The organism is Pseudoalteromonas aliena SW19, assembly GCF_014905615.1.
Lineage (GTDB): Bacteria > Pseudomonadota > Gammaproteobacteria > Enterobacterales > Alteromonadaceae > Pseudoalteromonas > Pseudoalteromonas aliena.
In genome coordinates, this window is sequence record NZ_AQGU01000029.1 from 590,984 (window position 1) to 603,128 (window position 12,145).

Sequence of the window (12,145 nt, forward strand, 5' to 3'; positions counted from 1 at the left end):
TCTCTTTAAAATTACAGGTCAAATGACCTTTTTTAATATAAAATACCGCTAATTATTGTATTAGTAGGTTTTTATCATGGCTATTCACGTTATTACTCATCCTCTTGTTCAACATAAACTTGGTTTAATGCGCGCACATGGCATTAGCACTAAAAGCTTTCGTGAATTGTGTTCTGAAGTAGGCACATTATTAACCTACGAAGCCACTAAAAACCTTCCGCTTGAAGACAACGAAATCACCAGTTGGGACGGTAACAAATTAAACGTACAACATATTAAAGGTAAAAAAATTACCGTAGTGCCAATCTTACGTGCAGGCCTTGGTATGATGGACGGTGTAATGCAATTATTACCGGCTGCTAAAGTAAGTGTTGTAGGCCTGCAGCGCAATGAAGAAACACTAGAGCCAATCCCCTATTTTGAAAAGTTAGTCGGTAATATTGAACAGCGCTTAAGCTTGGTAATTGACCCAATGCTTGCAACCGGTGGCTCAATGATTGCCACTATCGACATGCTTAAAAAAGCAGGCTGTAAAGAAATTAAAGTAATTATACTTGTAGCGGCACCAGAGGGCGTTGCAAAAACACTTGAAGCTCACCCAGACGTAGAAATATTTACTGCATCAGTAGACAGCCATTTAAACGACAAGGGGTATATAGTGCCGGGCTTAGGTGATGCTGGTGATAAAATATTTGGTACAGTTTAGGAGTGTTCAGTGCAAAATAATGCCACATTTTCGATAAAAACCATTTTAACAGGTGCGCAAATGCTGTTTGTCGCGTTTGGTGCATTGGTGCTTGTGCCGCTATTAACTGGGCTCGATCCGAGTGTGGCATTGTTTACAGCAGGGTTTGGTACTTTGCTGTTTCAGCTTGTGACTAAAGGGCAAGTGCCTATATTTTTAGCTTCGTCGTTTGCTTTTATTGCACCTATTATTGCTGCAGTGCAAATGTGGGGTGTGCCCGCGACAATGGGGGGCTTAATGGCGGCAGGTTTTGCGTATATGCTATTGAGCTTGTTAGTGAAATTTAAAGGCGTAGCTACGCTTCATAAAATTTTACCGCCCGTAGTGGTAGGCCCTGTCATCATGGTTATTGGTTTAGCGCTTGCACCTGTTGCTGTAAATATGGCAATGGGTAAAAGTGGCGATGGTAGTGTGCAATTAATTGATTACAACAACGCTATTTTTATTTCGATGATTTCGTTATTAGTAACGCTTATTTTTGCAGTATGGGGAAAGGGCGTATTTAAACTTATTCCTATACTGGCTGGGGTTGTTGCGGGTTATGGCTTATCGCTTGTTCTAGGTGTTGTGCAATTTGACGCAGTAAATAATGCACAATGGTTTGCTGTGCCTAACTTTACGTTACCAGAGTTTAAATGGCAGGCTATTTTATTTATGGTGCCTGTGGCTATTGCACCTGCAATTGAACACATTGGCGATATGATGGCGATTAGCCAAGTCACTAAAAAAGACTTTTTGAAAAAACCTGGTTTGCACCGCACCTTGTTTGGTGACGGGTTAGCTACATCAGCCGCGTCACTATTTGGTGGACCTCCTAATACCACTTACTCAGAGGTAACAGGGGCCGTTATGCTTACTAAAAACTTCAATCCAAAAGTAATGATGTGGACTGCAATTATTGCCATTGCGTTAGCGTTTATCGCTAAAATGGGGGCTGGGCTGCAAACAATACCAGTCCCTGTGATGGGCGGTATTATGATTTTACTTTTTGGATCTATTGCGGTTGTTGGCCTAAATACACTGGTTAAGTCGGGAGATGATTTAACCGCACCCCGTAATTTAAGCATCGTTGCGCTTATTTTAGTGTGCGGTATTGGTGGTATGCATGTTGGTGGTAGCCAATTTAGTTTAGAAGGCGTAAGTTTATGCGCTATTTTAGGCATTGTGCTTAACTTGGTGTTGCCAAAAGCGGAGCCTGAACAGGCTTGATTTTGCACACACGCTAAATAGTTTGCACCATAATAGCGCATTTTAAATGCGCTATTTTTTTAACTCATTAAAATATATGAAGAAATAATATTGGTCTAGTATCTGCATTTAACTCCCAGAACGCATTGTATGCAAATAAGTTACTATGTCAGAGGTCAATATTGTGGATATAACCCCGTTTTTAGCAAAGCACCAACTGCCTTTAAAATATCAATATTTGAGTGAACATTATTTTGTTCCACTTGCGCATGACATTCTCGAATCTAAAAAAACAAATACTCCTATTTTTGTTGCTATAAATGGCTGCCAAGGCTCAGGAAAAACAACACTCGCTGATTTTTTAGTTACGTGGTTTTCTAAAAATACATCCCTTAACTGTATTGCTTTGTCTATTGACGATTTTTATTTAGCTAAGCAAGCGCGTAAACAACTCGGCGAAGATGTTCATCCATTATTCGTGACTCGTGGCGTGCCTGGTACTCACGATACTGAATTAATGAATAGCACTATTTCACGGTTGTTAGCGGGTGATATAAATGTGCCGCTACCACGCTTTAATAAACACCTAGATGATTGCGCCCCTCAAAATGAGTGGCTAACTAATTCAAAACCTATCGATATTGTTATTTTAGAAGGATGGTGCGTGGGTAGTGAACCGCAGCCATTATTTTCATTGAGTGAACCGCTTAACGAGTTAGAGCAACAATTTGATAAAGAAGGCGTTTGGCGCCGCTGTGTAAATAGCTGTTTAGCAAATGAATATAAAGCCGTTTTTAACCTAATTGATTATACCGTTATGCTAAAAGCACCGAGTTTTAGTGATGTTTTTACATGGCGACAAGAGCAAGAGCAAAAACTAATAGCCAAAAAAGGTGAAGGTAAAGGCACCATGACCAACGAGCGATTGGTGTGGTTTATTTCTCATTTTGAACGTATTACGCGTGAGAACTTAAACACACTGAGTGCTAAAGCAAACGCTTTAATTGAACTTGATAGCAACCGCGATATTAGTGGTATGCATTTAATTAGTGACGACACCCTGCAACCTATTATTTTTACCGATTTGGACGGCACCTTGCTTGATCATACCAATTACAACACTAGTAATGTGAGCGAATTATTACAACAATTACAAAGCGCATATATTCCAGTGGTGTTTAATACGAGTAAAACATTTTACGAAGTGACTGAAATTCAAAATGACTTAAACCTTCAGCAGCCTTTTATTATTGAAAATGGCGCTGCAGTTTATATGCCCGATCATTATTTTGAACTTAAACCGCTTGGCTGTAAAAAAGTAGGTGCTTATTGGTGCTTTGCGTTAGCTAAGCCGCTATCGCGCTTATTAAGTGACTTAGCGTCGCTCGATTCTAAATACAAAGCGCATTATAAATTATTTAGTAACCTAACCTGTGAACAAATATCTGAGCTAACCGGATTAAGTGATGCACAAGCAAGGCAAGCACAAACACGAGAGTACTCCGATCCTCTTTATTGGTACGGCAACGACGAATTGCTCACAGCTTTTGTAAACGATGTTGAGGCACTTGGCTATGAGATAAAAATAGGCGGGCGTTTTATTCATATTGCCAAAAATACTGATAAAAGCGCTGCGCAGCAGTGGTTAGTTAAACAGTTTACCCAACATTTTAGAAAGCCTCTCACCGTCATAGCACTGGGTGATAGCGATAACGATAAGCAAATGTTAGAGCAAGCAAATATTGCCATTATTATTGCCAATCCGGCGAGTAAAAAACCGGTTAAATTATCGCACAACAAAGCACGATACTCTCAATTGCCAGCACCGTTGGGTTGGATTGAAGAAATAATATCGTTGCCGTGTATTAGCAGTATTTTACGTATTACTAAGGAGCAAACATCGCATGGCTGACTTTTACCAAAATGGCGTAATTACTACATTACATAATATTGCAGACCGACCAATTGAAGAGCTAGAAAAAGAGTTAGTTGGGTTTAGCAAGCAGCGTCCTATGGGGCTTATATTACCGTCGTTATTTAGCGAGTTAGAAGGGCCGGCACTTAAAAACATAGTTAGCGAACTACGCGAAGTACCTTACTTATCGCAAATTACAATTGGCCTTGATAGAGCTGATGAAGCGCAATATCGCCACGCACTTGGCTTTTTTAAAGAGTTAAATCAAAACCATAAAGTACTTTGGAACGATGGTCCTCGTTTGCAAGCACTCGATAAAGAATTGCAAGCGCTTGGCGTAGCGCCACGAGAGCTTGGAAAAGGCCGAAATGTTTGGTATTGCATGGGTTATAAATTAGCAACAGCTGAGGTTGAATCGATTGCATTGCATGATTGCGATATTTTAACTTACGACAGAAGCTTACTTGCTAAGTTAATTTACCCAGTTGCGCACCCACGCTTTAACTATGAATTTTGTAAAGGCTTTTACCCGCGTACTGCAAATGGGAAAATTAATGGTCGTGTATCTCGTTTATTAGTAACACCGCTGTTGCGCTCATTTAAAACCATATTAGGCAATCGTGATTATTTAGAATACATGGACTCGTTTAGGTATCCGCTTGCGGGTGAGTTTTCGTTTAGACGCGATGTACTAAACGATATTCGTATACCGAGTGATTGGGGATTAGAAATTGGCGTACTAAGTGAAATGTACCGTAATTATTCACATAATCGCTTATGCCAAGTAGACATTGCCGATAATTACGACCATAAACACCAAGCGCTATCACTTGATGATCAAAGTGCTGGGTTATCTAAAATGTCGATTGATATCACTAAAGCCTTATTTAGAAAGCTAGCAACGCAAGGCGTTACCTTTACCAGTGAAACTATTCGCTCACTTAAAGCAACGTATTACCGTATTGGTTTAGACTTTATAGAAACCTACCATAACGACGCCATTATGAATGGTTTAACGCTTGATGTGCACCAAGAAGAAAAAGCAGTTGAAATGTTTGCGCAAAATATTATGAATGCTGGTCAGCAATTTTTGGATAACCCAATGGAAGCCCCATTTGTGCCAAGTTGGAACCGCGTTGTATCGGCAATGCCAGACGTACTTGAGCGTTTAAAGGAAGCCGTAGAGTTAGATAACAAAGAATATAGTTAACCTAAGCACAGGTTAACTAGCCTGTAAGTCTAAACAATAAATATTAGGGGCGCATGTGATTTCAGTTAGCGAACTATTTTTACAGCGGGTAGAGCAGCATCTTCGAATAATTTATGACGATGTAGAGCTACCTTTGTCAATTACTGAGCTTGCTCAGCAACTAATTACCGTTATTTTAGGCAGTAGTCCACTGCGCGACCCTACACCCCATAAAAACCGATGGGATGAGCAAGACATCGTTTTAATTGCGTATGGCGATTCCATAATACAACACGATGATAGCGAGTTTGCTGTATCGAGCCCAATGGAAGCCCCGCTTAAAACACTACACCGATTTATAAAAGAGCAATGCGATAGGCAACTTAATGCGCTGCATATATTACCATTTTACCCTTACAGCTCAGACGAAGGCTTTGCGGTAATGAATTACGTGCAAGTAAATGAGTCGTTAGGTGATTGGCAAGATATTAAGAATATAGCTAATGATGTAAAGCTTATGGCTGACTTAGTGATTAACCATTGTTCGAGTCGGAGTGTATGGTTTGAAAACTTTTTAAATGATTTACACCCAGGTAAAGATTACTTTAAAACAGCCAGTTTAAATGACGATTTAAGCCAAGTAGTTCGCCCTCGTACATCATCACTGTTACATACAGTAAGTACGCCAAGCGGTGGGAAACACGTGTGGTGTACGTTTAGTCATGATCAGGTTGATTTTGATTTTGGCAATCCTGATGTACTTAAAGAGTTTGTGGGTATTATTCGTCATTACTTAGACTATGGTGTGCGCTTATTTAGACTCGATGCAGTTGCATTTTTGTGGAAACAGTTAAATACGGACTGTATAAATTTACCGCAAACCCATGAGGTTGTTAGGCTATTACGCACGCTTATTGAGCACGTAGAGCCAAGCGTTGTGATAATTACCGAAACTAATATCCCAAATCAAGAAAACTTGTCGTACTTTGGAAACGCTAACGAAGCCCACGCAATTTATAACTTTGCATTGCCACCACTATTACTGCACACATTATTAAGTGGTGATAGTACTGCGCTTAAACATTGGATGATGAGTATGCCGCCCGCACAAAACGGGACGGCATATTTTAACTTTATAGCATCGCACGATGGAATTGGACTTCGCCCAATCGAAGGGTTATTGCAACCCAGCGAAGTAGCGTCCTTAGTGAGTACTACAATGCAATATGGTGGGCGCGTATCTATGCGAACCAGTAACGACGGCACACATACACCGTATGAACTAAATATTGCATTATTCGATGCGCTACAAGGTACACATAACGGCCCTGATAAGTTTGGCCTTGAGCGATTTATGTGCGCTCATGCAATTATGTTTGCGCTTGAGGGGATACCTGGGCTTTATATTCATAGCTTACTTGGCACCACAAACGACTATGAACGTTTTGAAAACTCTCAACACAACAGAGCTATTAATCGACACCGTTGGCAAGAGTCAAAATTGTTAGCAGCGATTGATGAAAAATATAGCCATCATCATAAAGTATTTAACGGCATTAAAACGCTATTGGCTGTACGCAAAAAGCAAAGCGCGTTTCACCCTAATGCCACTCAGTTTACACTGCATTTAGCGGGGGGATTATTTGGTTTTTGGCGACAGAGTATCGATCGTAGGCAAAGTGTATTTTGTGTTTATAATATAAGCGATAAATCACAAACCTTGATACTCGCTGATTTAAACTTAATAGATACACAGCAATGGTTTGATTTAGTGTCAGCAAAAACAATAGAGCAAGGGCAGATGAATATTGAACTCGAGCCCTATCAAAGTGTATGGTTGAGCAATCTACAGTAATCTATTTAGTATTTAAAATATAGAACTAACTGTAAAGGGGCTTTACAGTTAGTTTTTAAGCCATTTCACTGCACGAGTTACTTTCATTTATATCCTTGATACAATCTATACGTTTTTAACTTATAAGGTTGTTCATGAAGTCTTTTTATATATTTTTCACATTGTTATTTAGCTCATTCGTATTTGCTGATCAGCCTGTTGATCTTGAAATAAACATGAAAAACACTGGCCTTGCCTATAAGCAAGCTGTTCAAGCAACGGAGCTTGCAGAATTTAATATCGCAATCGATAAGTTTATTAAGCTGGTAAAAGTAAGTAAAACCGCTAAATTTTATAAAGAACCAGAGCAGTCATTGCAAGGCCTAGATAAAGTAATAGCACAGGCTGAACGAGCTAAAAAAGCAGCTAATGAACACGGGCTCGATAGCGCGAAAGCCCCACTAAAAAATATAGATAACTTACGTAAAAAATACCACGAACTACACGAGCCGCCAGGTTTTTTTGAATTATTGTTTGGAAAATAAGGAAACACAATGGAAATTTCAGTTTCAATGTTAGAAGGCCAAAAGCAAAGCGCAAAATTTGGCGATTTAGAAGTTATAAGCGATCAAAGTGTAAACGCGGGTGGTAATGCTGAGCACCCAGAACCGTTTGATTATTTTTTAGTGAGCATGGTGTTATGCGCTGGCTTTTATGCACGTAAATTTTGTGAGCAACGTGATATTTCAACACAAGGAATGACGTTGACTCAAAATAACGAAAACGTTGATGACAATGGTAAAAAGTTATTTGCTATTGAAATTAACTTACCAGAGGGCTTCCCTGAAAAGTATAAAAAAGCACTTATTGCGGCTGTTAATACATGTACAGTTAAAAAAGTAATTCAGGCTGTTCCTGAGTTTTCGGTAGTTGTTAAATAACCACCTACGTATAAAATGTTAAAAATACCGCTGAGGAAAATTATAACTCAACACGCCCCAGCGGTATCACTACAACAATTCTGCTATTTTTTCTTCATCCCTTGCACTGCTTTAAAGCGAGGATTACTTTTACAAATAACGAACACGCGGCCTTTGCGTTTAACTATTTGACAACCAGCGCGCTGTTTAGCACTTTTAAGTGAACTCAGTACCTTCATGTTATGCCTCGCTTTTTCCAGATGAAAGACTCTTAAATCGACGATTAAACTGTGCAACACGTCCATCAGTGGTGACTGTTTTTTGCTTACCTGTATAAAATGGATGTGAATCACTTGAAACATCAATTGGTACGTACGGATAAGTTTTTCCGTCCACCTCAACTGTGCGGCTGGATTTAATTGTAGAGCCAATAATAAAGTAAGAGTCGGCAGCGGTGTCGTGAAAGGCAACCACTTGGTAATCAGGATGGATATTTGGTTTCATAAAGCGTCTCAATAAATGTTATGTGATATTATATCATTTAATTTAACGCACTTTTTTGTTCTTTGCAAATAGTTTTAAATGCTGTGAAAAGCATCAGTTTGGCGGCTATTTACGCAAATAAATCAAAAAATAAGCACTTAGATCAAAAATGCTGGCTATTAGCGTTTAGGCTGTTATAACTATATTTAAGTTATTTAAAACACTAACAACTGCATTTACAGTAGATCACAGAGGTAATGTATGAGCGACGCAATAAAACAAGAACAAATAGATCAAGGGGTAATGGATACCCTAAGAGAGCGCGACCATAGTGCCTTAGCACAACAAGTTAACCCGCTAAGTTGCAACCATAACGATATTATCGAATTATTAGCGCATTATATGGCGCTCAGTGAGCAAGATAACGATGAGTTGTTTGACGATTGGTTTGATAATCTATCAAAAGAGCAACACACCGTATTAAAGGTATTTGAGGTGTATAGAGGGCAGTACGAACACCAAAATTAATTTTAAAATCAATAAGGTGTGCCCTATTTAGCTGCTTCAGCGAGCAAACCACCGCGTTTAAAGTTATATATGTACAAATGTTGGCAAAACCATTTGAATTTATAATATTAAATTCAAATGGAAACCCCTTCACGCACTCCTGATGTTTTAAAGATTAACACCAATTACATTAAATTAGTGAACTACTATAGCGATAAGAAAATAGCTGTTTGAAAAAGGTTATTATCTAGAGTTCAGATTACTGATAGGTTTGGAATGATAATTGCTTCTAATTATAAAAATAAAGTCGTCAATTTTTAGACACATGAGGCAAAAATGAACTTTGGAACTCTTTCTTCACAGTTATACAATGACAACAGCTATTCAAATCTTAGTAATTTAAATAAAAACACTGTAAAAACGGATGATACTGATAAAAATGCTGAGGCTAAAGCCGATACTTTATTAAATCAAAATGCTGAAAAAACAACAAACTCGCCAACAGTTACTGAAGAGACAAAGGCGGTTAGCAACAGTAAAACAGAAGATTCGAGCGACGATGCCGCAGTGCAAATGAATAAAGCAATCGAATCAATTAAAGGCTTGCAGGGTAAAATTAAAGAAATGACCAATAACTCTGATGCACCTACAGGGGAAGCTGCAGAAGAGCTAAGCAAACTGAAAAAGCAACTTGAGAGTGAGTTATCGTCAATACAGTTAACTGTGCGTAAAAATGTTTCAACTTTAATGGATTCACTTTTTTCATCATCTTCAGATAATAAACACTCAGGTTTGTTTTTTAATAACAAAGCATAAACTGACGTTAACATATGTATAAATTTAATCGTGGCTTTGTAACAGCTAAAAAAGCCACAATTATTGATTATTAGGTGTTTTTACAACCCTAAATAATAGCCCTTAATAGTCGTCCTAAATAACAGTCCGATTAATATTTTTACTTATACCCTCCCTCAATAATTCAACGTACTTATACACAATAACGTTGTCTATGCGCAGCTGAACTCCTTTATGCATACCCATAAGCTACTAAATCAACGCGAGATTCAGCCAGAGTAATACCAAACTGCATAAATCTTTGATCAATTTAACGAATTAAATTGCACTATAACGTCGTTAAAAATTTTTTATTTAGAACACTAGATACAAAAATTTTTGCCTAGTTCTAGCGTAATTTTCTTAACGTTAAATAGACCCCATATATAAGCAGATTAGTATAAAGGCGTTCTTTCGTAAGTTTATCAAGCCTTGAAACTTAAATAAGTGACCTCATACCAATAGTAAGGTCATTAATTTTTAAGTGACAGTCGTAATAAGAAGTAAAAGGTGTATTTCGTAAAGCTTTAAAAGAGCTTGTTTTTAACCGATTATTTTATAAGGATAGATCCATGACACAACGTGTAATTGAAATGCCAGATTTAGGTATGGGAACATTCCGCTTAGAGGGCGACACAGCATACAACTCAGTAAAAATGGCGCTCGAAGTTGGTTTTCGCCATATTGATACCGCACAAATTTATGGCAACGAAGAGCAAGTAGGTCAAGCCATAAAAGATAGTAATATTCCGCGCAGTGAAATATTCTTAACTACCAAAGTGTGGAATAACAAATTAAATAAAAGCGACTTTATTCCAAGCGTTAAAAAGTCACTTGAAAAGCTACAAGTTGATTCGGTCGACTTACTGCTAATTCATTGGCCATCGCCTGCTAACGACGAGCCAATGAGTGAATACTTTACTGAATTACTAAAAGCGAAGCAGCTTGGTTTAACTAAACACATTGGTGTATCAAACTTCACCATTGCAAACTTAAACTTGGCTCTGCAAACACTCGACTCGCGTGAAATATTTACTAATCAAGTTGAGGTGCACCCGTACTTAACTAATACTAAATTGCGTGCATTCTGTGCTCAGCACGATATACACGTAACGGCGTATATGCCATTTGTAGTAGGCAAAGTACTTAACGATCAAACCATTATCGACATTGCTAAAAAGCACGATGCAAGCCCCGCGCAAGTTGTTTTAGCATGGGTAAACGCTAATGGCATGACGACAATTCCATCATCAACTAAGCGTAAAAACTTAGAAGATAACTTTAATGACCACGTTAAATTAGATGATGAAGATATAGCTCGCATTGATGCTCTAGATTGTGGCGACCGCCAAGCAACACCAGACTTTGCGCCGCAGTGGGATCAGTAAACTTACCAAAAACGCAAAGTTAAACTAAATATTCTAAGGTGTAGATTATCTACACCTTAACTTTTAAAAAGGAATACACATGTTAACGGTTATAGCGGCACTGTCGTGCAAAAATATTGATGCAGATGTCATGCTTACAGCACTTGAAAACTTACAAAAGTCATCGCGCCAAGAAGTAGGGTGCTTACGTTATGAATTATCGGTAAAAAGTGATGATGAACATACAGACTATGTAGTTAGCGAACAATGGGCGTCTGATGAGCACTTTGAAGCGCATAAAAACGAGTCTCATTTTAAAGCCTTCGGAGCGCAAATTACTGGGCTTTTAACCAATAGTAGTATTGATGTATATAAATCAATTGGTTAACAGGTATTCATTATACGGCTAATATTGTAGCTGACTGAATTACTTAAATAGGCGATGTCACTTACATCGCTTTTTATTTTTTAAGGATATTACCTATTCAGCAGATTTACTCTTTGCTGTATGCATGAATGTTAGTAATATGCGAAACTTTACTCAATTTTTAGTAATGCAGAAGCAATTATCGAGCCCGGTTGGTTACACATTTTGCGCTTAAATTGTCCTTGGATTGAACTAATCTTAATCCTAAAAGGTCAACAGATGCCATAAGCAGCTTATTTATGGATTGCAAATATTGTTTAATGTTTTCAAAAGCGATTAGGATTTATTTCTGCTCTCTTTTAGGCAGTTGCTTTTAATTAAATTCGGTTGTTGCAGTTATTTTTACAGCCTTGTTAAACCACATACATGGAGTGTTTATGCATATGTTCAAATTTATAGCTATTTTAATTTCAATTACTTCTTTAAATGCCTTGGCTGGAGAGGAGGTTAAACTTGGAGTTTTAGGTAACGTTGGAGCTGATGGTTTTTTTAGCCCAAAAATAACGTCATTTACTATTGAAAAAGTAGAGCCTAATTCACCAGCAGAAAAAGCAGGAATTGTAGCCGGACAGAAAATTATTGCTATCGAAAAATGTAAAATTCCGGGTTGTCCTGCCAGTGAAGCAAAAGAATTAATGCGAAAGGAGTCTGGAGAGATACTACAACTACTTTTAGAAAATGAAGATGGTAGCCAATTACCTTTAAAAGTTACTATGAGTGTTTGGTAAGTCTATTG

General features: G+C 38.1%; 14 protein-coding genes. 12 read left to right on the forward strand and 2 right to left on the reverse strand.

Going from position 1 to position 12,145, the window contains the following annotated elements; genetic code table 11:
- The first annotated feature begins 76 nt into the window (after nucleotides 1-76).
- From upp to PALI_RS19005, 7 genes are all read left to right on the forward strand, one after another.
- Nucleotides 77-706 (forward strand): uracil phosphoribosyltransferase, encoded by a 630-nt coding sequence (gene upp, locus PALI_RS18975; RefSeq protein ID WP_193156612.1) that lies wholly within the window; start codon nucleotides 77-79, stop codon nucleotides 704-706.
- Between the two features lie 9 nt (nucleotides 707-715).
- The gene (locus tag PALI_RS18980) at nucleotides 716-1,954 is read left to right on the forward strand and encodes a uracil-xanthine permease family protein (RefSeq protein ID WP_193156613.1); all 1,239 of its coding nucleotides are present in this window, start codon (nucleotides 716-718) and stop codon (nucleotides 1,952-1,954) included.
- A gap of 145 nt (nucleotides 1,955-2,099) precedes the next feature.
- Nucleotides 2,100-3,845, forward strand: a complete 1,746-nt coding sequence (locus PALI_RS18985; RefSeq protein ID WP_193156614.1) for an HAD-IIB family hydrolase — start codon at nucleotides 2,100-2,102, stop codon at nucleotides 3,843-3,845.
- Nucleotides 3,838-5,058, forward strand: a complete 1,221-nt coding sequence (locus PALI_RS18990) for a glycosyltransferase family protein (protein ID WP_138585411.1) — start codon at nucleotides 3,838-3,840, stop codon at nucleotides 5,056-5,058. The genes PALI_RS18985 and PALI_RS18990 overlap by 8 nt, the downstream gene beginning before the upstream one ends.
- A 55-nt stretch (nucleotides 5,059-5,113) precedes the next feature.
- Nucleotides 5,114-6,892 carry a sugar phosphorylase gene (locus PALI_RS18995; RefSeq protein WP_193156615.1) on the forward strand — a complete coding sequence of 593 codons (1,779 nt, stop codon included), beginning with the start codon at nucleotides 5,114-5,116 and terminating at the stop codon, nucleotides 6,890-6,892.
- 134 nt (nucleotides 6,893-7,026) lie between these two features.
- On the forward strand, nucleotides 7,027-7,416 hold the full coding sequence (locus tag PALI_RS19000) for a cytochrome b562 (protein ID WP_138585409.1): 390 nt from the start codon (nucleotides 7,027-7,029) through the stop codon (nucleotides 7,414-7,416).
- 9 nt (nucleotides 7,417-7,425) lie between these two features.
- Nucleotides 7,426-7,812, forward strand: a complete 387-nt coding sequence (locus PALI_RS19005) for an OsmC family protein (protein ID WP_138585408.1) — start codon at nucleotides 7,426-7,428, stop codon at nucleotides 7,810-7,812.
- 83 nt (nucleotides 7,813-7,895) lie between these two features.
- Here PALI_RS19005 and ykgO read toward each other — a convergent pair whose 3' ends face one another.
- Both ykgO and PALI_RS19015 read right to left on the reverse strand, forming a co-directional pair.
- Nucleotides 7,896-8,030, reverse strand: coding sequence for a type B 50S ribosomal protein L36 (gene ykgO, locus PALI_RS19010; protein ID WP_007378871.1), 135 nt, complete (start codon nucleotides 8,028-8,030; stop codon nucleotides 7,896-7,898).
- 1 nt (nucleotide 8,031) lies between these two features.
- On the reverse strand, nucleotides 8,032-8,295 hold the full coding sequence (locus PALI_RS19015; RefSeq protein ID WP_077535161.1) for a type B 50S ribosomal protein L31: 264 nt from the start codon (nucleotides 8,293-8,295) through the stop codon (nucleotides 8,032-8,034).
- Nucleotides 8,296-8,535: 240 nt separating this feature from the next.
- Between PALI_RS19015 and PALI_RS19020 the strand changes: the two genes are divergently transcribed.
- The 5 genes from PALI_RS19020 to PALI_RS19040 all read left to right on the forward strand — a co-directional run bounded on the left by PALI_RS19020 (nucleotide 8,536) and on the right by PALI_RS19040 (nucleotide 12,137).
- The gene (locus PALI_RS19020; RefSeq protein WP_077535162.1) at nucleotides 8,536-8,802 is read left to right on the forward strand and encodes a hypothetical protein; all 267 of its coding nucleotides are present in this window, start codon (nucleotides 8,536-8,538) and stop codon (nucleotides 8,800-8,802) included.
- Nucleotides 8,803-9,117: 315 nt separating this feature from the next.
- On the forward strand, nucleotides 9,118-9,597 hold the full coding sequence (locus PALI_RS19025) for a hypothetical protein (protein ID WP_138585407.1): 480 nt from the start codon (nucleotides 9,118-9,120) through the stop codon (nucleotides 9,595-9,597).
- Nucleotides 9,598-10,187: 590 nt separating this feature from the next.
- Nucleotides 10,188-11,003: a 2,5-didehydrogluconate reductase DkgB gene (dkgB, locus tag PALI_RS19030; RefSeq protein WP_193156616.1), complete on the forward strand. Its 816-nt coding sequence runs from the start codon at nucleotides 10,188-10,190 to the stop codon at nucleotides 11,001-11,003.
- A 79-nt stretch (nucleotides 11,004-11,082) separates the two neighbouring features.
- Nucleotides 11,083-11,370, forward strand: a complete 288-nt coding sequence (locus tag PALI_RS19035) for a putative quinol monooxygenase (protein ID WP_193156617.1) — start codon at nucleotides 11,083-11,085, stop codon at nucleotides 11,368-11,370.
- A 416-nt stretch (nucleotides 11,371-11,786) separates the two neighbouring features.
- The gene (locus PALI_RS19040; protein ID WP_226894567.1) at nucleotides 11,787-12,137 is read left to right on the forward strand and encodes a PDZ domain-containing protein; all 351 of its coding nucleotides are present in this window, start codon (nucleotides 11,787-11,789) and stop codon (nucleotides 12,135-12,137) included.
- Nucleotides 12,138-12,145 lie beyond the last annotated feature (8 nt).

Bases quoted from the DNA above. Each gene is read 5' to 3' on its own strand.
- upp (WP_193156612.1), top strand. From the start codon at position 77: ATGGCTATTCACGTTATTACTCATCCTCTTGTTCAACATAAACTTGGT.
- PALI_RS19035 (WP_193156617.1), top strand. From the start codon at position 11,083: ATGTTAACGGTTATAGCGGCACTGTCGTGCAAAAATATTGATGCAGAT.
- PALI_RS19000 (WP_138585409.1), top strand. From the start codon at position 7,027: ATGAAGTCTTTTTATATATTTTTCACATTGTTATTTAGCTCATTCGTA.
- PALI_RS18985 (WP_193156614.1), top strand. From the start codon at position 2,100: ATGTCAGAGGTCAATATTGTGGATATAACCCCGTTTTTAGCAAAGCAC.
- PALI_RS19025 (WP_138585407.1), top strand. From the start codon at position 9,118: ATGAACTTTGGAACTCTTTCTTCACAGTTATACAATGACAACAGCTAT.
- PALI_RS18990 (WP_138585411.1), top strand. From the start codon at position 3,838: ATGGCTGACTTTTACCAAAATGGCGTAATTACTACATTACATAATATT.
- PALI_RS19020 (WP_077535162.1), top strand. From the start codon at position 8,536: ATGAGCGACGCAATAAAACAAGAACAAATAGATCAAGGGGTAATGGAT.
- PALI_RS19040 (WP_226894567.1), top strand. From the start codon at position 11,787: ATGCATATGTTCAAATTTATAGCTATTTTAATTTCAATTACTTCTTTA.
- PALI_RS19005 (WP_138585408.1), top strand. From the start codon at position 7,426: ATGGAAATTTCAGTTTCAATGTTAGAAGGCCAAAAGCAAAGCGCAAAA.
- PALI_RS19015 (WP_077535161.1), bottom strand. From the start codon at position 8,295: ATGAAACCAAATATCCATCCTGATTACCAAGTGGTTGCCTTTCACGAC.
- ykgO (WP_007378871.1), bottom strand. From the start codon at position 8,030: ATGAAGGTACTGAGTTCACTTAAAAGTGCTAAACAGCGCGCTGGTTGT.
- dkgB (WP_193156616.1), top strand. From the start codon at position 10,188: ATGACACAACGTGTAATTGAAATGCCAGATTTAGGTATGGGAACATTC.